The sequence below is a fragment of the Sagittula sp. SSi028 genome (assembly GCF_048553715.1).
Classification (GTDB): Bacteria; Pseudomonadota; Alphaproteobacteria; order Rhodobacterales; family Rhodobacteraceae; genus Sagittula.
Map to the genome: position 1 here is coordinate 353,445 of NZ_JBLZNC010000001.1, position 20,194 is coordinate 373,638.

General features: G+C 61.6%; 21 protein-coding genes, 1 tRNA gene and 1 pseudogene. 19 read left to right on the forward strand and 4 right to left on the reverse strand.

What is annotated here, in order from left to right:
- Positions 1 to 20: 20 nt before the first annotated feature.
- The 9 genes from ACN5AZ_RS01665 to ACN5AZ_RS01705 all read left to right on the forward strand — a co-directional run bounded on the left by ACN5AZ_RS01665 (position 21) and on the right by ACN5AZ_RS01705 (position 9,142).
- Positions 21 to 968: an SDR family oxidoreductase gene (locus ACN5AZ_RS01665; RefSeq protein WP_419427107.1), complete on the forward strand. Its 948-nt coding sequence runs from the start codon at positions 21 to 23 to the stop codon at positions 966 to 968.
- Positions 969 to 1,057: 89 nt separating this feature from the next.
- Positions 1,058 to 1,570 carry a hypothetical protein gene (locus ACN5AZ_RS01670; RefSeq protein WP_419427108.1) on the forward strand — a complete coding sequence of 171 codons (513 nt, stop codon included), beginning with the start codon at positions 1,058 to 1,060 and terminating at the stop codon, positions 1,568 to 1,570.
- Between the two features lie 104 nt (positions 1,571 to 1,674).
- On the forward strand, positions 1,675 to 2,316 hold the full coding sequence (locus tag ACN5AZ_RS01675; protein ID WP_419427109.1) for a hypothetical protein: 642 nt from the start codon (positions 1,675 to 1,677) through the stop codon (positions 2,314 to 2,316).
- 589 nt (positions 2,317 to 2,905) lie between these two features.
- Positions 2,906 to 3,949 (forward strand): dipeptidase, encoded by a 1,044-nt coding sequence (locus ACN5AZ_RS01680; RefSeq protein ID WP_419427110.1) that lies wholly within the window; start codon positions 2,906 to 2,908, stop codon positions 3,947 to 3,949.
- 37 nt (positions 3,950 to 3,986) lie between these two features.
- On the forward strand, positions 3,987 to 5,576 hold the full coding sequence (locus ACN5AZ_RS01685) for an ABC transporter substrate-binding protein (RefSeq protein WP_419427111.1): 1,590 nt from the start codon (positions 3,987 to 3,989) through the stop codon (positions 5,574 to 5,576).
- A 26-nt stretch (positions 5,577 to 5,602) separates the two neighbouring features.
- Positions 5,603 to 6,625: an ABC transporter permease gene (locus tag ACN5AZ_RS01690; RefSeq protein WP_419427112.1), complete on the forward strand. Its 1,023-nt coding sequence runs from the start codon at positions 5,603 to 5,605 to the stop codon at positions 6,623 to 6,625.
- Positions 6,622 to 7,533 carry an ABC transporter permease gene (locus ACN5AZ_RS01695; RefSeq protein WP_419427113.1) on the forward strand — a complete coding sequence of 304 codons (912 nt, stop codon included), beginning with the start codon at positions 6,622 to 6,624 and terminating at the stop codon, positions 7,531 to 7,533. The genes ACN5AZ_RS01690 and ACN5AZ_RS01695 overlap by 4 nt, the downstream gene beginning before the upstream one ends.
- Complete coding sequence (locus tag ACN5AZ_RS01700; RefSeq protein WP_419427114.1) at positions 7,530 to 8,399, forward strand: ABC transporter ATP-binding protein; 870 nt, start codon at positions 7,530 to 7,532, stop codon at positions 8,397 to 8,399. Before ACN5AZ_RS01695 ends, ACN5AZ_RS01700 begins: the two co-directional genes overlap by 4 nt.
- Complete coding sequence (locus ACN5AZ_RS01705) at positions 8,396 to 9,142, forward strand: ABC transporter ATP-binding protein (RefSeq protein WP_419427115.1); 747 nt, start codon at positions 8,396 to 8,398, stop codon at positions 9,140 to 9,142. The genes ACN5AZ_RS01700 and ACN5AZ_RS01705 overlap by 4 nt, the downstream gene beginning before the upstream one ends.
- A gap of 164 nt (positions 9,143 to 9,306) precedes the next feature.
- Here ACN5AZ_RS01705 and ACN5AZ_RS01710 read toward each other — a convergent pair.
- Both ACN5AZ_RS01710 and ACN5AZ_RS01715 read right to left on the reverse strand, forming a co-directional pair.
- Positions 9,307 to 10,163: pseudogene (locus ACN5AZ_RS01710) on the reverse strand (IS5 family transposase).
- A gap of 98 nt (positions 10,164 to 10,261) precedes the next feature.
- Positions 10,262 to 10,351 (reverse strand) — tRNA-Ser (locus ACN5AZ_RS01715).
- A gap of 154 nt (positions 10,352 to 10,505) precedes the next feature.
- Here ACN5AZ_RS01715 and ACN5AZ_RS01720 point away from each other — a divergent pair.
- From ACN5AZ_RS01720 to ACN5AZ_RS01750, 7 genes are all read left to right on the forward strand, one after another.
- Complete coding sequence (locus tag ACN5AZ_RS01720) at positions 10,506 to 11,345, forward strand: DUF2059 domain-containing protein (RefSeq protein ID WP_419427116.1); 840 nt, start codon at positions 10,506 to 10,508, stop codon at positions 11,343 to 11,345.
- A 208-nt stretch (positions 11,346 to 11,553) separates the two neighbouring features.
- Entirely contained in the window at positions 11,554 to 12,246 is a 693-nt protein-coding gene (locus ACN5AZ_RS01725; RefSeq protein WP_419427117.1) for a 50S ribosomal protein L21, read from the forward strand.
- A 6-nt stretch (positions 12,247 to 12,252) separates the two neighbouring features.
- The gene (rpmA, locus tag ACN5AZ_RS01730) at positions 12,253 to 12,522 is read left to right on the forward strand and encodes a 50S ribosomal protein L27 (protein WP_419427118.1); all 270 of its coding nucleotides are present in this window, start codon (positions 12,253 to 12,255) and stop codon (positions 12,520 to 12,522) included.
- Positions 12,523 to 12,674: 152 nt separating this feature from the next.
- Positions 12,675 to 13,214, forward strand: a complete 540-nt coding sequence (locus ACN5AZ_RS01735; protein WP_419427119.1) for a GNAT family N-acetyltransferase — start codon at positions 12,675 to 12,677, stop codon at positions 13,212 to 13,214.
- Positions 13,215 to 13,356: 142 nt separating this feature from the next.
- Positions 13,357 to 14,409 carry a GTPase ObgE gene (gene obgE, locus ACN5AZ_RS01740; RefSeq protein WP_419427120.1) on the forward strand — a complete coding sequence of 351 codons (1,053 nt, stop codon included), beginning with the start codon at positions 13,357 to 13,359 and terminating at the stop codon, positions 14,407 to 14,409.
- On the forward strand, positions 14,397 to 15,503 hold the full coding sequence (proB, locus tag ACN5AZ_RS01745; protein ID WP_419427121.1) for a glutamate 5-kinase: 1,107 nt from the start codon (positions 14,397 to 14,399) through the stop codon (positions 15,501 to 15,503). Before obgE ends, proB begins: the two co-directional genes overlap by 13 nt.
- Positions 15,504 to 15,589: 86 nt before the next feature.
- On the forward strand, positions 15,590 to 16,855 hold the full coding sequence (locus tag ACN5AZ_RS01750; protein ID WP_419427122.1) for a glutamate-5-semialdehyde dehydrogenase: 1,266 nt from the start codon (positions 15,590 to 15,592) through the stop codon (positions 16,853 to 16,855).
- Between the two features lie 26 nt (positions 16,856 to 16,881).
- Here the strand turns inward: ACN5AZ_RS01750 and ACN5AZ_RS01755 are convergent, their stop codons facing one another.
- The gene (locus tag ACN5AZ_RS01755; RefSeq protein WP_419427123.1) at positions 16,882 to 17,490 is read right to left on the reverse strand and encodes a histidine phosphotransferase family protein; all 609 of its coding nucleotides are present in this window, start codon (positions 17,488 to 17,490) and stop codon (positions 16,882 to 16,884) included.
- 27 nt (positions 17,491 to 17,517) lie between these two features.
- Here ACN5AZ_RS01755 and ACN5AZ_RS01760 point away from each other — a divergent pair, with 27 nt between their 5' ends.
- The 3 genes from ACN5AZ_RS01760 to ACN5AZ_RS01770 all read left to right on the forward strand — a co-directional run bounded on the left by ACN5AZ_RS01760 (position 17,518) and on the right by ACN5AZ_RS01770 (position 19,494).
- Positions 17,518 to 17,700: a DUF3553 domain-containing protein gene (locus ACN5AZ_RS01760; RefSeq protein WP_419427124.1), complete on the forward strand. Its 183-nt coding sequence runs from the start codon at positions 17,518 to 17,520 to the stop codon at positions 17,698 to 17,700.
- Between the two features lie 163 nt (positions 17,701 to 17,863).
- The gene (locus ACN5AZ_RS01765) at positions 17,864 to 18,643 is read left to right on the forward strand and encodes a GNAT family N-acetyltransferase (RefSeq protein WP_419427125.1); all 780 of its coding nucleotides are present in this window, start codon (positions 17,864 to 17,866) and stop codon (positions 18,641 to 18,643) included.
- Entirely contained in the window at positions 18,640 to 19,494 is an 855-nt protein-coding gene (locus ACN5AZ_RS01770) for a lysophospholipid acyltransferase family protein (protein WP_419427126.1), read from the forward strand. The genes ACN5AZ_RS01765 and ACN5AZ_RS01770 overlap by 4 nt, the downstream gene beginning before the upstream one ends.
- On the opposite strand, the gene ACN5AZ_RS01775 is transcribed toward ACN5AZ_RS01770, so the two are convergent.
- Entirely contained in the window at positions 19,462 to 20,085 is a 624-nt protein-coding gene (locus ACN5AZ_RS01775) for a thiamine phosphate synthase (protein WP_419427127.1), read from the reverse strand. The genes ACN5AZ_RS01770 and ACN5AZ_RS01775 overlap by 33 nt on opposite strands.
- Positions 20,086 to 20,194: the final 109 nt, after the last annotated feature.

Sequence of the window (20,194 nt, forward strand, 5' to 3'; positions counted from 1 at the left end):
CAACAGACTGGAGAACAGACATGACCACCAAGACATTCGGCCCCAAAGGATGGACCCCTGAAAACCTCGGCGATCAATCCGGCAAAACCTTTGTGATCACCGGCGCCAATGCCGGCGCAGGGTTTCAGGCGACCCGCACGCTGCTGGCAAAAGGCGCCCGCGTCGTCATGTTGAACCGCAGCGACGAGAAATCCGCCGCAGCCGTCAAAGAGCTGAAGGCCGAATTCGGTGCCGATGCGGAGGTCAGCTTTGTCCGGATGGATCTGGCGGATCTGGCGTCTGTGCATGCCGCCGCCGAAGAGGTGTTGCAAACCGTGCCGCAGATCGACGCGCTGATCTGCAACGCGGCCATCGCGCAGGTGCCGACCCAGCAGTTCACCAAGGACGGGTTCGAAAGCCAGCTCGGCACCAATCACTACGGCCACTTTGTCCTGTGCGGCAAGCTGTTCGACCGGATCGATGCCTCTGCCGGGCGGATCGTGGTTGTGTCGAGCCTTGGCTATAAAATGGGACTGCGCACCATCCAGTTTGACGACATGGACTGGGATAAGAACTACCACCCCAACCGTACCTACTGTCACAGCAAGCTGGCGCAGATGATGTTCGCCTATGAACTGCAGGACCGGATCGCGGCCACCGGCAAGTCTGTCGAGGTCTATGTCTGCCACCCCGGTGCCTCTGCGACCTCTTTGATCAGCACCAGCGGGGGCATGATGACCCGTATCACATGGTGGTTCATGCAGCGTCTTCCGATTGTGCAAACCGCCGAACAGGGATCCTACCCGGAGGTCATGTGCGCCACCGCCGACGGCCTGACGCAGCGCGCGCTGTATGGCCCGACGGGGCGGATGGAAATGGTGGGACCGGTGGGGCAAGGGACGTTGGAGCCCTACGCCTATGACAAGCCGGTCATGACGCGCCTTTGGAACGTATCCGAACAGGCCACCGGCTACGTCTGGAACATCTGACTGGACCGCACGCCGGACCTTGGGCCACACTCGGGGTCCGGCGATTTGGCCGCGCCTGCGGCTGGACACAGGAAAAAGGTATGCAAGACATGGACATTGTGAAAACCGCCGGTGATTGGGCCAAGGCCGAGATGTTGTCCTCGGGCGTCTTTGTGGCATTCGGGCTGGTCTTTATCGCGGCGAGCTACGGGTTCTGGCAGTATGGCAAGGTCGATATGGCGCGCGCCTTTGTGTGGCCCACGCTGCTTGCGGGGGCGTTGCTGCTGATCCTTGGCGGCGGGTTGCTGTACAGCGCGTACATGATCGGCGCGGGGGCGGAGGCGGCCTTTGCCACCGATGGCATGGGCTTTGTCACCTCGGAGATCGCGCGCGTCGACAGCACTGTGGCGACCTACAAAACCGCCGTGTTCAAGGTCATGCCCGGCATTATCATCCTGTGCGCGGTGCTTTTGATGATGGTTCAGGGGCTGGTCCTGCGGGCCGGTTTGATGACAGCCATTGTGATGGTTGCCTCGCTTATGGTGGTGGATGCGAATGCCAGCGCCCGCTTGCAGGCCTATAAGACGCAGCTGTTGTTTGCACGGGATGAAGGGCAGTTGTAAGGCAGCAGGCCGCTTTGTCCTGTGGGTCTTGGCGCTTTTGGTTTCAGGGTGGGACCGGCGGTCCGCCCTTTGACGGTTGGGATCACGTCCAGTGCTCCACGCCGATGATGAAAATCTGCGCGAAGGTCATCGACCAAGCCGCAAGACGGCCTGCCGGTTACCTCAACCCTTGCGCGATTGTTCGAGATCATTTTAACTTCTTCCATTATTCAAAATGGGTTTTTCTTATGCTCTCGAAACATATCACCAGTATTGCAATTTTATGCGCTCTGACTGCGCCGGCCCTCGCTGATCCGACAGTCGGCTTTGGCATCAACGTCACCTTTGGTAACGGGACTGCGAACACCGGTGTCGGTGTGCGGGTCTTCTCCAACGACCGCAAGGATGAGGGCGCGGCCTCTCTCGGGCTCGACTATATGTTCACCAGCCAGTCATGGCGTGGCTCCTTGGGTGCTGCCTATCTGATGGACGACAGCTATATCGAATTGAACGGCGGGTATAATTTCGGCAGCGGGACCGTTGATCTTGGCATCGGCGCCGGATGGGTCGATACGCACACGTCCGATGATGACGACACGGAAGAGGTCGTTCAGGAAGACGACAACCCAACCGTTTCGCCAGATCCAAACACCGGCAACGGGGGCGGTACGGACCCAAATACCGATAGCAGCGGTGATCCGGAACCGATTATTGATGACGGCGGTGTCACGGTGCCGATTGGCCAGGGACCAACGGACCTGACCTAGCAATAACGGGGGCGGTCGGCTGCTTTCTTGGTTTCGGCGGTTGCAGCCATAATCGGCAGGCGGCCAAAACACGTGCTGCCTGCTGACGAAATTGAACTGCCCGAGGCTCAGGTGATGATATGGGACGGTATTGTCATCCCGTTTGATTTGGGCCGGGGCAGATCATCGGTGCCGAAGCACATGAGTGAGGCATAGCTGACCTGTGTCACCCCAACGGGCCTGCTATCTTTTGAGCACGCGTGCCGATCACGGGCGGTCAAGATCTGCTTAATTCATGCTTACGCTTTGGTTGATCGAAGCTGTCGCTTGACACCTTGACCGAGCGTTAGTTGCATCATCGCATGTTGAAGTCTTTAAATTGCGCTGCCCAAACTGATGGGATGGACCGCCGCCCTGCGTCCCCATCAGATGTGCCGCGTCAGATCAGTGGCCACGGGGGTGACGCCAAAAGCCAGCGCCACGCGCGCCAGCGCGGCTTCTCGCTTATCCAGCTGATATCCGACACGTCCCGAATGGACGCCCACCGCGTCTACGGGCGCGCGGGCTCTGCCGCTTCACATATCGGGAGCAATCGTAATTTGGGGGATGAATGACCCGTACCGCTGTTTTTGACGGTCATAACGACCTGTTGTTGCGCCTATTGGCGGGTAATGTGACACCGGAACAGGTGGCAGACGGTCTGCCAGACGGGCATATCGACCTGCCGCGCGCCGTGAAAGGCGGGTTTGCAGGCGGCATGTTTGCGATCTTTGTCCCGAGCGTGGGTGAGGGCATCGATCACGCGGCGATGACGAAACCGCCTTATGATCTGCCGTTGCCCGATAGGGTGGATGAAACGACCGCCGCGGCCTTTGTCGAACGCGGGTTGGACAGGTTGCAAGCGTTGGAGACGGCAGGCGCTGTATCCTTGTGCCGAACCGCAGGGGAGATCGAAGACACCCTAACCGCCGACCAAATGGCGGCTGTCGCCCATATCGAAGGGGCAGAGGGCGTGGACCGTGACTTTGCCCGTTTGCACGACTGGCACGCACGCGGGCTGCGCAGCCTTGGCCCGGTCTGGAGCCGCGACACCGTCTGGGGCTACGGCGTGCCGTTCCGCTATCCGTCAGACGGCGACATCGGCCCCGGTCTGACGGACGCGGGCAAAGCGCTGATCCGCGAGTGCAACCACCTGAAGATCATGGTTGATCTGTCCCACCTCAATGTCAAAGGCATGGAGGACGTGGCGAATATTACCTCTCATCCGCTGGTGGCCACGCACAGCAATGCCCACGCCATCTGTCCCCATGCGCGCAACCTCACGGACCGACAGCTTCACATGATCCGCGACAGCGACGGTATGGTGGGGCTGAACTTTGCCAGCGCGTTCTTGCGACCGGACGGCAAGATGGATGCGGATTTCAGCATTGATGTCATGCTGCAGCATCTGGATCACATGATCGACCTGCTGGGCGAAACCCGCGTTGGGCTGGGGTCCGATTTCGACGGGGCCCTGGTGCCTGCGCCGATCAAGGACTGTGCCGGTCTGCCGGTGCTGATCGACGCCATGCAGGCGCGGTATGGCGCTGTGCTGACCGAACAGATCGCCCATGGCAACTGGATACGCGTACTCAGGCAAACCTGGGGCGTGTGAGCTTGGAAAGACCAACAAAAACAGGGAGTTTTTTAGAATGAAAACGCGTTTTGTCGCAGCCGTTTGCGCGGCTTTGATGGCGGGTGCGCCCGTCATGGCGGAGACCCCGCCGAACATGCTGGTGATCGCCAACCGGATTGACGATATCAAGACCTTCGACCCGGCAGAATCCTTTGAATTCGCGGGCTCGGATGTGTCGCGCAACGTCTATCAGAAGCTGGTCAATTTCGACCCGCTGGATCTGGATGCGGGCTATGGGCCGGAGCTTGCCGAAAGCTGGGAGGTGTCCGAGGACGGCACTGTCATCACCTTTACCATGGCCGAGGGGAATGTCTTTTCCACCGGCAATCCGGTGACGGCGAAGGACGCGGAATATTCGCTGCGCCGCGCCGTGCTGCTGGACAAGACGCCGTCCTTTATCCTGACGCAGTTCGGCTTTACCGCCGACAATATCGAAGAAACCATCAAGGCCACGGATGACAAAACGCTCGTCCTGACGCTGGACAAGGCTTATGCGGTGTCCTTTGTGCTCAACTGCCTGACCTCCACCATCGGCGGGATTGTCGACAGCGCCGCCGCGATGGAAAACGAAGTCGATGGCGACATGGGCAACGATTGGCTGCGGACCAACACCGCAGGGTCCGGCCCCTACAAAGTGGTCGATTGGAAGCCCAATGAATCCGTGCTGATGGATCTTAACCCCAACTATGGCGGCGAAAAGCCCGCGATGGAGCGGGTGATCGTGCAGCACATCCAGGAGAGCGCGACGCAGCGGCTTCAACTGGAACGCGGCGACATCGACATTGCGCGCAACCTGTCGCCCGAGGATGTGGCCGGTCTGGCCGATGTGGACGGCGTGAAGGTCGAGGACGAGATGCGCGGCCGCCTGATGTATTTCGCAGCCAACCAGAAGAACGAGATGCTGTCAGACCCCAAGGTTCTGGAGGCGCTGAAACTGGCCACGGATTACGACGGGATGGCTGGCTCATTCCTCAAGGGGCAGTACACAGTGCATCAAGCGTTCCTGCCGCTGACCTTCCTTGGGGCGCTCGAAGACAAGCCGTTTGATTTCGATCTGGAGGCGGCGAAAGCCTCGCTGGCCGGGTCCGGATTCCCCGAATGCGGTCCGATCAAGATTTCGGTGCGCGAGGCGCAGGAGCGTCTGGACATCGCGCAATCGCTGCAAAACACATGGGGCCAGCTGGGCTGCGAGGTGGAGCTGATCGTCGGCACCGGCGCTCAGACGCTGGATCGCTACCGCGCGCGCGAACACGACATCTACCTCGGTGAGTGGGGGCCGGATTATCCCGACCCGAACACCAATGCGGGCACCTTTGCGCTGAACCCCGACAACGCGGATGAGGCGGGCAACACGGGCTATCTGGCATGGCGCAATGCCTGGGACCCGGGTGCGATGAATGACAAAACGCTGGCAGCCGTGGTGGAGAACGACGTGGATGCGCGCCGTGACATGTACCTCGACCTGCAAAGCGAGCACCAGAAGGTCAGCCCGTTTGGCGTGATGTTCCAGCAGATCGAACAGACCGGCATGGGCGAGGGCGTGCAGAACTTTGTCGCCGGTGGCGCCACGACGGCGGTCTCTTACTGGGTGATCACCAAAGAATGACGGTCGCAAAAAAACGGGGCGGCGGCATGTCCGCCGTCCCACCGTGGCTGAAAAAATCGCTGGCGACGCTGGCGACGGTTGCGGTGACGATACTGGGCCTGTTGTTTGTGACCTTCATGATCGGGCGGGTGATGCCGATTGACCCCGTGCTGGCGGTCGTTGGGGAACGTGCGACACAGGCGCAATACGAGGCAACCTATCAGGCGCTTGGTCTGGACAAGCCGCTGCTGGTGCAGTTCGGCATTTACGTGGGCAATGTGCTCTCCGGCGACTTTGGCGAGTCGATCCGGACGGGGCAGGAGGTGACAGCCGACATTGCGCGTGTGTTTCCGGCCACGCTGGAGCTGGCCACGCTGGGCACGCTGATCGGTGTGGTGCTGGGGGTGCCTTTGGGCGTGATCGCTGCGGTCAAACGCGGAAGCTGGATCGACCAGTTGGCGCGGCTGGTCGGGCTGATTGGCTATTCGATGCCGATCTTCTGGCTCGGGCTGGTGGGGCTTTTGTTGTTCTACGGTATTCTGGGATGGGTCGGCGGACCGGGGCGGCTCGGGATTTTTTATCAGGGGATCGTGGAGCCCGTCACCGGCATGTTGTTGGTGGATGCGGCCTTGCGAGGCGAATGGGCGGTCTTTCGGGACGCGTTTTCCCACATCATTCTGCCTGCGTCGTTGCTGGGATATTATTCGCTGGCCTATATCAGCCGGATGACGCGGAGCTTCATGCTCGATCAGTTGAATTCCGAATATATCACCACGGCACGGGTCAAGGGACTGTCCGAATGGCGGGTCGTCTGGGGCCATGCCTTTCGCAATATTTTGATCCAGTTGGTGACGGTGATTGCGCTGGCCTATGCCAACCTGCTGGAAGGTTCGGTCCTGACAGAGATCATCTTTGCCTGGCCGGGGCTGGGCAGCTACATCACCACGTCGCTTTTGTCCAATGACATGAGCGCCGTACTGGGAGGCACGATTGTCATCGGGACGATCTTTGTCGCCATCAATATCCTGTCTGACCTGCTGTACCGGGTCTTTGATCCGAGGGCGAAATGAGCGCACAAACGATGAGAGAATGGCTTTTGTCCGATGCGCCGACGTCGCGCAGGCAGGCAAGCCTTGCTGCATGGTACAAGGGGTGGCTGTCGCTGCGGTCGAACACGCTGGCCATGGTCGGGCTAATCGTGCTGGTGGTTCTGATCTTGGCGGCGATATTCGCGCCGGTGCTGGCCACCCATGACCCCTTTGCGCAGGATCTGGGTCAACGTCTGCTGCCACCGGGCGAAGGCGGGCACCTGCTGGGCAGTGACAGTCTGGGGCGCGATATCTATTCGCGGCTGCTGTATGGCGCGCGGATTTCGATCTATATCGTTTTGCTGGTCGCGATGGTCGCGCCTGTGGTGGGGCTGATCGTTGGCACGGTCTCCGGCTATGCGGGGGGCCTTGTCGACACGGTCATGATGCGGGTCACCGATATCTTTCTGGCCTTTCCCCGTCTGATCCTTGCGCTGGCTTTTGTTGCGGCCTTGGGGGCAGGGATCGAGAACGCGGTGCTGGCGATCTCGCTGACCGCTTGGCCTCCCTATGCCCGCATCGCGCGGGCCGAGACGCTAACCATCCGCAACAGCGACTACATCCATGCGATCCGCCTGCAGGGCGCGGGGCATCTGCGGATCGTCACGAAACACATCTGGCCGCTGTGTATCTCCTCGCTGGTGATCCGTGTCACGCTGGATATGGCGGGGATTATCCTGACCGCGGCGGGCTTGGGTTTTCTGGGGCTCGGGGCACAGCCCCCCAGTCCGGAATGGGGCGCCATGATTTCCGAGGGACGCAAGTACATCCTTGATCACTGGTGGGTCGCGACAATCCCGGGGCTGGCAATTTTCGCCATCTCGCTGGCGTTCAACCTGTTGGGTGACGGGCTGCGCGACGTGCTGGACCCGAAGGAGGGCGAACAATGAGCCTTGTGGATGTTGAAAACCTCTGGGTGAAGTTTCCCACACGCACCGGCGTGGTTGAAGCGGTGCGGGGCGTGTCCCTGACGCTGGGGCGCGAACGGTTGGGGATCGTGGGTGAAAGCGGGTCTGGCAAGTCGATGACGGGCAGGGCGCTTTTGCGGCTGATCCGGCCACCGGGCGTGGTGACCGCCGACAGGCTGCGTGTGCAGGATACCGATATTCTCACCGCGTCGGACCGCGAAATGCGCGGACTGCGCGGGGCTCGGGTGTCGATGATCATGCAGGACCCCAAATTCTCGCTCAATCCGGTGATGCCGGTGGGGCGGCAGCTGGTGGAAGCGCTGCGCGCGCATGAACGGGTTTCTTGGGCAGAGGCGTGGAAGCGGTCGGTGCAGATGCTTGACGAGGTGGCGATCCGTGATCCCGAACGGGTCATGGGTCTATACCCGCACGAGGTCTCCGGCGGCATGGGCCAGCGCATCATGATTGCCATGATGCTGTTGCCGGGGCCGGAGGTTCTGATCGCGGACGAGCCGACCTCGGCGCTGGATGTGTCGGTGCAGCTGCAGGTGCTCGATATTCTTGATCGGCTGGTCAAGGATCGGGGCATGGGGCTGATATTTGTCAGCCACGATCTCAATCTGGTGGCCAAGTTCTGCGACCGTATCGCGGTGATGTACGCCGGCCGGATTGTCGAGACCTGCCGCGCCGAAGACCTGCATCGCGCCACGCACCCCTACACGCTGGGGCTGTTGAATGCGGTCCCTGATCTGGAAAGGCCCCGTGACCGGCTGGAGGTGATGCGCCGCGATCCCGCTTGGCGCGAGGCGCCTTCTGTCAGTGCACGGGTGAATGAGGTATCCGCATGATCGATATACGAGATCTAAACGTCTGGTTCGGTGACACCACCGCCGTTGACGCGGCTTCGTTTTCGGTGGCGCAGGGCGAGAGCTTTGGCATCGTGGGGGAAAGCGGGTCGGGCAAGTCGACCATCCTGCGTGCCGTTGTCGGTCTGGTGCCGGATTGGGGCGGATCGATGCAGGTCGCGGGTGAAACGCTCGGGCCGCGGCGGTCAAAGACGTTTTATTCCAAAGTGCAGATGGTGTTTCAGGACCCTTACGCGTCGCTGCATCCGCGCCAGACCGTGGACCGTGTCCTGTCCGAGGCGATGGTGCTGCATGGTGTGCAGGGGGTCGACGAGCGCATTCCAAAGCTGCTGGATGATGTGGGGCTTGGGCCGTCGTTCCGCTTTCGCTATCCGCATCAGCTGAGCGGCGGGCAGCGTCAACGCGTGGCCATCGCTCGGGCATTGGCCTGCGGACCGGAGGTGTTGTTGCTCGATGAGCCGACCTCGGCGCTGGATGTGTCGGTGCAGGCGGAAATCCTGAACCTGCTGAGTGATCTGCGCACCGCGCATGGGCTGACCTACGTGATGGTGTCGCATGATCTGGGTGTTGTCGGTCACCTGTGCGACCGCGTGGCGGTGATGCAGGCGGGCCGGATCGTCGAGGTTCTGGGCGTGAAAGAGATGCGGCGGCTGGAGGCGCAAAACCCCTACACGCGGCAACTGTTGCAGGCCTCGCTTGATTCAGCGCGGCGGGACGTGGCGTGACGCGGACGCCGCGCAGTATGAGTTGATCCCCGGCACAGTGTTGGCCTGGCACCGAAGGGCGCGGAAGGGGAAGTCGGTTTCGCCAAATTCGGACGGCATGGACGTCCCGCCGTCGCTTGTGGAGCGCGTGCGGCACCTATTCGGACACCGTCTAGGGTCAGGATTCATAACCAGTAGATAACGAGAGCCGCGAGCGCGATGGCAGAGAGAAACACCTTTGGGCAGCGGTCATAGCGAGTCGCGAAACGCCTCCAATCCTTAAGCCTACCGAACATGATCTCGATGCGGTTACGCCGCTTGTATCTGCGCTTGTCCACTGCCCAGCAGGGCATCACGCAGTGATGGCCCGAGAGGGGTAATTGACCGGCGTCTTGCGTTTCTTCCGGCCTGGGATGCAGGCGCGTATCCCCTTGTCCTGTAACGCTTCTCTGAACCAATCAGCATCATAGCCGCGATCCCCGAGCAGCCATTTGACGTTTGGCAGGCCACTCAGCAGGGCTTGGCGCCGATGTAATCGCTCACCTGTCCGGCGGTAACGACCAGGTCGATTGGTCGCCCCTTACTGTCGCAGATGGCGTGCAGCTTGGCCCCTCTCGGGACATTTCCTTCGGAAATACCCTGCCGGGCAGTGGTTCATACCGCTTTTGGTTCGTCCGATCAGGCGGCCACGCCCCCGTTCGTCGGGGAAATGATCCCCCAGATCAATTCCTGACCCTCCTTACTTGGCGGCCATGCTGGTCGCTGTTCGATGGGCCTTCAGGTATGTCGCGTCCACTGCCCGGCAGGGCATCACGAAGTGATGTCCCGAGAGGGGATCATCACGGTCGTCTTCTCACCGTGTTCCGCCGCCAGTCGGGCCATATTCCCGCGGTGCATCCCGCCAACGCAAGCCATTGCGATTGATGAAGATAATCCCACTCAGAACGCGCCGGTCATCGACGCGGGGTTTACCGTGGGACTTTGGGAAGAAGGGTTCAAGACGCGCCATCTGCGCATCGCTCAGCCAGAAAAGATCACTCATGTCACCACTCCTTGTCGGGGCCGTGAATCATGCAGCGAGACCGAAATCAATGCATCCTGACCCTAAGGGTTTGATTTTGTTGCTGCAAAAAGAGTGGATGGCGGAGAGACAGGGATTCGAACCCTGGGTGGACTTGCGCCCACAACGGTTTTCGAGACCGCCCCGTTCGACCACTCCGGCACCTCTCCGCGGTCTGGGTAGGGGGCGTTTAGACAATCGTTCGGGCGGGTGCAACAGGGATTTGACAGTTTTTTGCGGATTGCCGCCGGCTGGGCCTTGCGGTGGTTGTTGTGGGGTCCGCTGCAGGCTACCTGTGACAGGAACAGATCGTGAGAGGGTTTCATGTCAGACATTCTTTGCACCGTTGCGGCGTCGACCGGGGGGGCAGTCTTAGCCACGGTGTTGGGGCTTGGTCTTGCGTCTCCTGCGTATGCGGATGCCGCGGACGATCTGCTTGAGCGTATGCGCGTGCCCGAGATGCTGGAGATCATGCGCGATGAGGGCATCGATTACGGCATCGATCTGGGCAATGACATGTTCATGGGTGGGGACAGTCCGCGCTGGCAGGCGCGGCTGGAGCAGATCTACGACACCGACAAGATGTACGAGATCCTCCACCAGCAGTTTGCCGAGGTGATCGGCACCCGCGATATGTCGTCGGTCGAGGCGTTCTTTGACAGCGAGACCGGGCAGAAGATCGTGCAGTCGGAGCTGGATGCCCGTGCGGCCATGATCGACGACGCGGTCGAGCAGGCCGCCCGCGAGGTCGTGCGCGCCGCCGAGGTCGACAGTGGCCGTATGGCGCAGCTTGAACGCTTTGTAGCCGCCAACGATCTGTTGGAGACCAACGTGACCGGTGCCTTGAATGCCAGCTACCAGTTCTACACCGGGCTGGTCGAAGGCGGCGGCATTGTGATGAGCGAGAGCGATATTCTGTCCGACGTCTGGTCGACAGAGGATGACACCCGCCAAGACACCCGTGAATGGTTGTACGGGTTTTTGATGATGGCCTATGAGCCGCTGTCGGACGACACCTTGGACGACTACATCACATTCTCGGAAACGGACGACGGGCGGGTTTTGAACCGTGCGCTCTTTGCCGGTTTCAACACGATGTATGACGAGATCAGCTATGCCTTGGGTCTGGCCGCGGGGCTGCAAATGCAATCGCAGGAATTGTAGGCGCGATGCTTGACTCGTTTGGCGCATTGGCGTAAGCGCAGCCTACCAAAGGACGGGGCTTCGGCCCCGCCTTTCGTTTTTGGAAACTGACGTTCTTTGATGAACGCGCGGTCCGAGGTATCCGGGCAAAGGCCCATCGAAACGCTTGTCGGCCCAATTTACCGGGCAGGCAGGGACCACAGGACGCGGAAAAGAAAAGGATACGCGCATGTTCGCGGTGATGAAAACCGGCGGCAAGCAGTACAAAGTCCAGTCGGGCGATGTGCTCCGTGTGGAGAAACTGGCAGCAGACGCCGGTGAAACCGTTCAATTCAACGACATCCTGATGGTCGGCGGCGAGACCGTGACCGTTGGCGCGCCTTTCGTGGCAGGTGCCGCGGTTCAGGCCGAGGTTGTCGATCAGGTCAAGGGTGACAAGGTCATCCACTTCGTAAAGCGTCGCCGTAAGCACAGCTCGCAGCGCACGAAGGGCCACCGTCAGCAACTGACCCTGCTCAAGATCACCTCGATCCTGGCAGAAGGCGCTGACAAATCCGGCGTGAAAGCCGCAGTTGGTGCAGGTTCCGTGGCCGTTGCAGCCGCAGCAGCCCCCAAAGCCGCACCGAAGAAGGCAAAGGCCGCTCCGGCAGCTGAAGCCGCAGCAGAGGTCGAAGGCACCAAGCCTGCCAACCTGCTGACCGAAGCCCGTGGTGGCAAGGCCGACGATCTGAAAAAGATCTCCGGCGTTGGCCCCAAGCTCGAAGGTCTGCTGCACGAAAACGGCGTCTTCCACTTTGACCAGATCGCCGCTTGGACCGCGTCCGAGATCTCCTATATGGATGACAAGCTGTCGTTCAAAGGCCGTATCGAGCGCGACAACTGGATCGAACAGGCGAAAACCTTCGCCGCAGAACAGGAGTAATCCCCCATGGCACATAAAAAGGCAGGCGGTTCCTCCCGCAACGGTCGCGATTCCGTCGGCCGCCGTCTCGGCGTCAAGCTGTACGGTGGTCAGGCTGCAATCCCCGGCAACATCATCGTCCGCCAGCGCGGCACGAAGTTCTGGCCGGGTGAAGGCGTTGGCATGGGCAAGGATCACACGATCTTTGCAACTGTCGAGGGTGCCGTGACCTTCAGCAAAGGTCTTAAAGGCCGCACCTTTATTTCGGTCATGCCAGTGGCCGAGGCTGCGGAGTAAGCCGTTCTTCAGGTCTGAAGACTAACAGACAGGGGATCGGCCAACCGGCCGGTCCCTTTTCCGTTCCAACGGGCGGGATTGGACATAATGGGGACAAATCCCCATGCCACCCTGATCCGCAGGACGGAGGGCATGCACGGAGGAGAGTGCAGATGAGCCTTGATTTGAGTTTGAACCAGCCCATCGTGGCGACCGACCGGTTTGACCTGCGCCCGGTGCGCCGGTCCGACATGGGCCTTTGGGAGCTTTACGCGGCGGATGAACGCGTGGCGAAGATGTCGCCGACGATTCCGCATCCCTTGCCTCCCGGCGCCGCCGAGGCCTTTGTCACCCGTGCCGTGGCCGAGGACCGCGATGTGGATGTCTGGGCGATGGATGGCACCAAATCGGAGACGTCCGAATTCATGGGCGTGATCAAGCTGCTGCGCCTCGATCGCAACCAGTCCGAAGTGCGCTATTGGGTGGCCCCGGCGTTCTGGAACACAGGTCTTGCTTCTGACGCGGTGCGCGCCCTTGTCGACGCCAACCCGATGGACAACGAGACGATGTTTGCCTCGGTGTTCCAGGACAATCCCGCCTCGGCCAAGGTTCTGGTCAATTGCGGGTTCGAATATATCGGAGATGCCGAAAGCTTCTCTGTCGCGCGCGGTGCCAAGGTTCCGACCTGGACGTACCTGCGCAAACTCGGCTGACAGGGTCATTGCTGGCCCCGTGGGCCGTCACACCACGCAGGCCGGCCGTAGGTCGGGGATGTTCCCCGACCGATGCGAGTGCTTGTGAGCCGCACCGTCTCGGGGTACACCCCGACCAACCCCAAGCGAAAGCGCCCCAGTCATGAAATTCCTCGATCTTTGCAAGGTCTACATCCGCTCCGGTTCCGGCGGGAACGGGTCGATCTCTTTCCGCCGCGAGAAGTTCATCGAATACGGTGGCCCGGATGGCGGGGACGGCGGCAATGGTGGCTCTGTCTGGGCCGAAGCTGTGGACGGTCTGAACACGCTCATCGATTTCCGCTACCAGCAGCACTGGTTTGCCCAGAACGGGCAGGGCGGCATGGGGCAGGTACGGACCGGCAAAACCGGCGAGGATATTATCCTCAAGGTTCCCGTTGGCACCGAAATCCTCGAAGATGACGAGGAAACCGTGGTGGCCGATCTGTCGACGCTGGGCGATCGCGTCCTGCTGGCCAAGGGCGGCAACGGCGGCTGGGGCAACCTGCATTTCAAAACCTCCACAAACCAGGCGCCGCGCCGCGCCAATCCCGGCCAAGAGGGGATCGAACGCACGCTGTGGTTGCGGCTGAAGCTGATCGCCGATGTGGGACTGGTTGGCCTGCCCAATGCGGGCAAATCCACCTTCCTTGCCGCAACGTCCAACGCGCGCCCGAAAATTGCGGATTATCCTTTTACCACGCTGCACCCCAACCTTGGTGTGGTGAAGGTCGACAACAACGAATTTGTCGTGGCCGATATTCCCGGTCTGATTGAGGGCGCACATGAGGGGCGTGGTCTTGGCGATATTTTCCTTGGCCATGTGGAACGCAGCGCGGTCTTGCTGCACCTGATCGACGGCACCTCTGGCACCTTGATCGAGGACTGGCAGACCATCTGCGACGAGCTCGACGCCTATGGCAGCGGCTTGGCGGACAAGCCGCGCGTCACCGTGTTGAACAAGATCGATGCGCTGGATGAAGAGGAGAAAGCCTTCCTCAAGGAAGAGCTGGAAGCCGCGGGGGCCAAGGACGTGATGCTGATGTCCGGCGTCACCAAAGAGGGTGTGACCGATGTGTTGCGCGCCCTGCGCCCGCATGTGGACGCCCGTCGCGCCGCAGACCGTCCGGTCGATCCAGATGCGGAGGCGGAGGAGGACGCACCTTGGACGCCCTGACCGGCGCGGGGCGCGTTGTCGTCAAAATCGGCTCGGCGCTCTTGGTGGATCGCCAGACGGGCGATCTGCGCGAAAGCTGGCTGGCCGCGATTGCCCAAGACATCGCCGCGCTGAAATCCGCGGGTCAGGATGTCATTCTGGTCTCCTCCGGCTCCATCGCTTTGGGGCGCGGTCTGTTGGGGTTCCCGCCCACGGCCCTGCCGCTGGAACAATCACAAGCCGCTGCCGCTGTGGGCCAGATCCGGCTGGCGCAGGCGTGGTCAGAGGCATTGGCCCAACACGGGCTGACCACGGCGCAGGTGCTGGTCACGCTGGAAGACAGCGCAGACCGCCGCCGCTATCTCAACGCCCGCGCGACACTGGCGACGCTTCTGGCGCATGGGGCTGTGCCGATCGTGAACGAAAATGACACGGTGGCCACGGATGAAATTCGCTACGGCGACAACGACCGGCTTGCGGCACAGATTGCGGTGACCACGGGCGCGGATCTGTTGATCCTGTTGTCGGATGTGGACGGGCTGTACACCGGCAACCCCGCAGATGACCCCGAGGCCAAGCATCTCCCCCTGATCGACGACATCACCCCGCAGATCGAGGCGATGGCAGGGGACGCGGGCAGCGGTCTGTCCAAAGGGGGCATGAAAACCAAGGTGATGGCGGCGAAAACGGCGACTGCCTCGGGCTGTGCCATGATCATCATGCACGGGGCCGAGGATCACCCCCTGCAGCGCCTGCGTGACGGCGCGCGGCATACGATATTTCAGGCCGCCGGTGATCCACATGCTGCGCGCAAACGCTGGATCGCGGCGATGAAACCCCAAGGCGTGCTGCATATCGACAGCGGTGCGCGGCGCGCGCTCGAGAACGGCAAATCGCTTTTGCCAGCGGGGCTTGCGCAGGTGGACGGAGATTTCGGGCGCGGCGATCCCGTGGTGCTGCGCGCACCGGACGGGACCACGCTGGGGCAGGGGCTGGCACGCTACACTGCCGTCGAGGCCCGCCAGATTGCTGGTCACCAAAGCGCCGAGATCGAGGACATCCTTGGCTATCCGGGGCGCGCCGTCCTGATCCATCGCGACGATATGGCGCTGTAACGCCCGGTCTGCGCGGCTTGGAACTTTGCCCCGCCGCCAGACCGTAGTAACCTAGACGAAGAACACATCAACCAAAGGTCAGACCCATGAAGGATCTCCAGGACATCTCCGCTGTGATGCAGGATATCGGTGCCCGCGCCCGCGCGGCTGCAAACGAACTGGCCTTTGCCCCAGCGGAGGCGAAGCAACAGGCGTTGGAAGAGGCGGCCCGCCACCTGTGGGACAACCGCGCGCATATTCTGGACGCCAACGCCAAGGATCTGGAATTCGGGTCCGAGAAGGGGTTGAGCGCGGCAATGATGGACCGTTTGACGCTGTCAGAGGACCGCATCGCCGCCATTCGTGACAGCCTGAACGCGGTCGCCGCACAGCGCGATCCCGTGGGTGAGGTCATCACCGAATGGGACCAGCCGTCGGGGCTGCATATCAAGCGGGTGCGCACGCCCTTGGGGGTGATCGGGGTGATCTACGAAAGCCGCCCCAACGTGACCGCAGATGCGGGTGCCCTGTGCCTGAAGGCGGGCAATGCGGTGATTTTGCGCGGCGGCTCGGAATCGCTGCATTCCAGTCAGGCGATCCATGCCTCGATCCAGCACGGGCTGCGCGCGGCGGGCCTGCCCGAGGATGCGGTGCAGATGGTGCCCACGCGTGACCGCGCTGCCGTGTCGGAAATGCTGTCCATGGTGGAATATATCGATGTGATCGTGCCCCGAGGCGGCAAGGGGTTGGTCGGTCTGGTCCAGCGCGAGGCGCGGGTGCCGGTCTTTGCCCACCTCGAAGGGATCGTGCACATCTATGTTGACCGTGACGCCGACCCGATCAAGGCGCTGTCCGTCATCAAAAACGCCAAGACGCGCCGCACCGGCATCTGTGGGGCTGCGGAATGTCTGCTGATCCACCGCGACGTTGTGGACACCATTGGCCAAGGCGTGATCAAATCGCTGATGGATGCCGGTGTCGAAGTGCGCGCCGATGAAACCCTGCGCAGCATCGAAGGCACGCAGGCCGCAGGCGATGACGATTGGGGCAAGGAATACCTTGATATGGTGATCGCCGCGCGGGTCGTGGATGACATCGACGAGGCGATTGCCCATATCCGCCGTTATGGGTCGCAGCACACCGATTGCATCCTGACCGAAGACGACAGCGCCGCCGCGCGGTTCTTTCAGCGGCTGGATTCGGCAATCCTGATGCGCAATGCCTCGACCCAGTTTGCCGATGGCGGCGAATTCGGGATGGGCGCGGAAATCGGAATTGCCACGGGCAAGATGCACGCCCGCGGGCCGGTGGGTGTCGAACAGCTGACCAGCTTCAAATACCTTGTCGAAGGCGATGGTGCGGTCCGTAGCTGAATGAAATTTGCATCAAGGTCAGCGGGTTACACCGCGATCTTGATGCTCGCGCTGTCTTGGTCCGTGGTGGCCAGAAGCTGTCGGTTCTGGTCTTTGGCCAGCACCGGCAGCAGCGCAAAATGCACCTTGTCGGCGGGCGGCTCGTCCAGTGGCGCGATGCCGTTAAGGTGATCCCAGAACACCGTATCTGCATTCACACGTGGACCGGAGGCGCGCACCGTCCAGCCTGCGGCATCGCGGTCAATCGTGACGCTGCCGCCCATGGGCAGCGCGCTTTCACAGCACAGATGGGCGAGATAGCACAGTTGCACATCGCGTCGCGACTGGTCTCCGTCTGCACTCCAATGCGTGCGCAGGCGCGTGCCTTTGGTCACAGCCTCCAGTGTGGAGGAAATCTCGCGCGCGGACATGCCCTGCGTCTCGGAGGCAAAACCAAACGCCACACGGAAAAAACGGATGCGCGCGGTCGCGCTTTCGCAGCTGTCTTGGATCAGTGCCAATTCGGGGCTATCTTTTCCCCCGCCGGTCAGGGCAAGAAGCTCTAGCCCGTTCTGGATGGCGCCGATGGGACTAATCAGGTCATGACAGAGGCGCGAGCCCACGAGCGCGGCCAATGAGACACTGATATTTTGCATGAATTCCTCCAATTCGGGACGCGTGACATGGACCATTTGAATGCCTTGCTTGAACCGGGGATGCTGGTGCGGCATCCAGACCAGCCGGAGTGGGGGCTGGGGCAGGTTCAATCCAACATCGGTGGCCGGATCACCGTTAACTTTCAGGAACAGGGAAAAGTTGTTCTGGATGGACGCGTTGTTGCGTTGACCCCTGTTTTCGAACGTTAAACTACGGCTGTGGATATTGAAAAAAGGTTAACCATACCTCCGCTGTCAAAACCACGTTAAAGTTGTGCCGATTAGGGGCGTTCGTGCAACAGCGCCGCGTTGCACCCGCCGCCTGTGGCCTTTACAAGCGGCACCAGTCACTGACTGCGAGGGGAGCGCCGCGATGACCGCCCAACCGAATGCCGATGTCGCCGCATTGGGCTTTCGGGTCCATCTGGCCCGGGACGAGGCCGATGTGCGCGCCGCCCAACGCCTGCGCTATGACGTCTTTGTCAACGAGCTTGGCGGCGACGGACCCTTGGTCGATCATGACAACCGGCTGGAACGGGACCGCTTTGATCCGTTCTTTGACCACCTGTTGGTACGTGATCAGGCGCGCGACGGTGCGGTTGTGGGTGTCTACCGGCTGATGCGCGAGGACCGCGCGCGCGAGGCCGGGCAGTTCTATTCCGAAGACGAATATGATCTGACGCCGCTGCGGCACTCCGGGCGACGCCTGCTGGAGCTCGGCCGGTCCTGTCTGCATCCCGATTATCGCGGCGGGCCTGCGATGTTCCATCTGTGGCAGGGGTTGGGTGCCTATGTGATCGACCACGGGATCGAGGTTATGTTCGGCACGGCAAGCTTTCACGGCACCGATGTTGCGCGGCTGGCCCCGTCGCTGTCGCTGCTGCATCACCGCCATCTGGCGCCGCAGAACTTGCGGGTGCGTGCGCGCGACTATCAGGACATGAACCTGATCGCCGAGGCGGATCTGGATCGCAAATCCGCGATGCTGGAAGTGCCCGCCCTGATCAAAGCTTACCTGAGGCTGGGGGGCTGTGTCGGGGACGGCGCCTTTGTCGATCATGGATTTAACACCACGGACGTTTGTCTGGTCATGGACACGGCGCGGATGACCGAACGGCAGCGCAGCATGTATACCGGCGGACCCGCCGCATGAGCCCCACATGGCAGGGGGCGCCATTGCCCCCCGATCCGCCCATCGGATTTGTGGGCTGGTTGCATGTTCTCCGGCGCGGCCTGCCTGTTGCAGCGGTTCTAATCGTCGGTGTCCTCTTGTCGCTGCTGTCGCGCCCGTTGGAACGGCTCTGTTTCGGGGCGTCACGGCCTATCACCGGACGGATCACGGTTGCTGTCTGCCGCGCGGTTTTGTGGCTGATCGGGCTGCGGGTCCAAGTGTCGGGCAAGCCACTGACCGGCGCCGGGGTCAATGTGTCTAACCATATCTCATGGCTGGATATCTTTGTGCTCAACAGCCAGCAGCCGTTGTATTTTGTCTCGAAATCCGAGGTCGCGGGCTGGCCGGGAATCGGACTGCTGGCCAAGGTGACTGGCACCGTCTTTATCCGGCGCGACCGGCGCGAGGCTGCGGCCCAGACGCGTCTGTTTCAGACGCGGCTGTTGCAAAACCACCGGCTGCTGTTTTTCCCCGAGGGGACCTCGACCGACGGTCTTCGGGTGCTGCCGTTCAAGACAACGCTGTTTGCCGCCTTTTTCGATGACAGCTTGCGGGACCGTATGCAGCTACAGGCGATCAGCCTGGGCTATGAGGCCCCTAAGGGGGCGGATTCGCGTTTCTACGGCTGGTGGGGGGATATGGATTTCGCCAGCGGTCTGCTGCGCGTTTTGGCGCAGCCACGGCAAGGGCAGACGCGGATGCTGTTTCACCCGGCAGTGCCCGTGGCCGATTTCGCGGACCGCAAAGCGTTGGCCCGCCATCTGGAAACGCAGGTACGCGCAGGTAAGGGCCCTCAGGCCTCAGCCGTTCATCGCGGCGATCAAGCGCTGTAGCGCGGCTACCGGATCGGCGTCGGCCCAGATCTCTTCCCCGATGGCAAAGAAGTCGGTGTAAGGGGCCAGCGTGCGGATGCCGTCCTCTGTCAGACCGCCCTCGGCCACCACGGGCACCTCGATCATCTCCGACCACCACTGGAACAGATCGGTCTCGGCGTGGGCACCGTCGCCCAACGAGCCGCCAATCGGGCCAAAGCTGATGTAATCCGCCCCATGTTCACCGGCGGTCATGCCGTCATGGGTGGAATTGGTGCAAAACGCCCCGACAATGGCATCCGCGCCCAGCGTCTTGCGCGCGCTGCGCACCGACCGCGACCCGTCCAGCAGGTGAACCCCGTCCAGCCCCAAACGCTCTGCCAGCACCACATGGGTGTCGATGACCAGCGCCACATCGGCGTCATGGGCAACCTGACGGATGGCATCTGCGGCGCGGGTCAGGCGGTCCTCGTCACGGGTCGCAAGGCTCAGCCGCAGACAGGCGATGTCTGTGGACTGCAACACGCGGGCCAACTGGTCGGGAAACGACGAAAGCTCGAACTCCGGCGGGGTCACGAGATAGATTTGTGGGCGCTCTTGCTGGTCGGTCATGTCGGTCCTCCTGACAGAGGCGTCTCATATCGCAGAGTTTTGTGTTTGACCACAGGGGACAGACGGCGCCAGACCCTTGTTCCGGCGGCCCAAGCGCAGTAGTCGGGGG

Bases quoted from the DNA above. Each gene is read 5' to 3' on its own strand.
- ACN5AZ_RS01665 (WP_419427107.1), top strand. From the start codon at position 21: ATGACCACCAAGACATTCGGCCCCAAAGGATGGACCCCTGAAAACCTC.
- ACN5AZ_RS01670 (WP_419427108.1), top strand. From the start codon at position 1,058: ATGGACATTGTGAAAACCGCCGGTGATTGGGCCAAGGCCGAGATGTTG.
- ACN5AZ_RS01675 (WP_419427109.1), top strand. From the start codon at position 1,675: ATGATGAAAATCTGCGCGAAGGTCATCGACCAAGCCGCAAGACGGCCT.
- ACN5AZ_RS01680 (WP_419427110.1), top strand. From the start codon at position 2,906: ATGACCCGTACCGCTGTTTTTGACGGTCATAACGACCTGTTGTTGCGC.
- ACN5AZ_RS01685 (WP_419427111.1), top strand. From the start codon at position 3,987: ATGAAAACGCGTTTTGTCGCAGCCGTTTGCGCGGCTTTGATGGCGGGT.
- ACN5AZ_RS01690 (WP_419427112.1), top strand. From the start codon at position 5,603: ATGTCCGCCGTCCCACCGTGGCTGAAAAAATCGCTGGCGACGCTGGCG.
- ACN5AZ_RS01695 (WP_419427113.1), top strand. From the start codon at position 6,622: ATGAGCGCACAAACGATGAGAGAATGGCTTTTGTCCGATGCGCCGACG.
- ACN5AZ_RS01700 (WP_419427114.1), top strand. From the start codon at position 7,530: ATGAGCCTTGTGGATGTTGAAAACCTCTGGGTGAAGTTTCCCACACGC.
- ACN5AZ_RS01705 (WP_419427115.1), top strand. From the start codon at position 8,396: ATGATCGATATACGAGATCTAAACGTCTGGTTCGGTGACACCACCGCC.
- ACN5AZ_RS01720 (WP_419427116.1), top strand. From the start codon at position 10,506: ATGTCAGACATTCTTTGCACCGTTGCGGCGTCGACCGGGGGGGCAGTC.
- ACN5AZ_RS01725 (WP_419427117.1), top strand. From the start codon at position 11,554: ATGTTCGCGGTGATGAAAACCGGCGGCAAGCAGTACAAAGTCCAGTCG.
- rpmA (WP_419427118.1), top strand. From the start codon at position 12,253: ATGGCACATAAAAAGGCAGGCGGTTCCTCCCGCAACGGTCGCGATTCC.
- ACN5AZ_RS01735 (WP_419427119.1), top strand. From the start codon at position 12,675: ATGAGCCTTGATTTGAGTTTGAACCAGCCCATCGTGGCGACCGACCGG.
- obgE (WP_419427120.1), top strand. From the start codon at position 13,357: ATGAAATTCCTCGATCTTTGCAAGGTCTACATCCGCTCCGGTTCCGGC.
- ACN5AZ_RS01750 (WP_419427122.1), top strand. From the start codon at position 15,590: ATGAAGGATCTCCAGGACATCTCCGCTGTGATGCAGGATATCGGTGCC.
- ACN5AZ_RS01755 (WP_419427123.1), bottom strand. From the start codon at position 17,490: ATGCAAAATATCAGTGTCTCATTGGCCGCGCTCGTGGGCTCGCGCCTC.
- ACN5AZ_RS01760 (WP_419427124.1), top strand. From the start codon at position 17,518: ATGGACCATTTGAATGCCTTGCTTGAACCGGGGATGCTGGTGCGGCAT.
- ACN5AZ_RS01765 (WP_419427125.1), top strand. From the start codon at position 17,864: ATGACCGCCCAACCGAATGCCGATGTCGCCGCATTGGGCTTTCGGGTC.
- ACN5AZ_RS01770 (WP_419427126.1), top strand. From the start codon at position 18,640: ATGAGCCCCACATGGCAGGGGGCGCCATTGCCCCCCGATCCGCCCATC.
- ACN5AZ_RS01775 (WP_419427127.1), bottom strand. From the start codon at position 20,085: ATGACCGACCAGCAAGAGCGCCCACAAATCTATCTCGTGACCCCGCCG.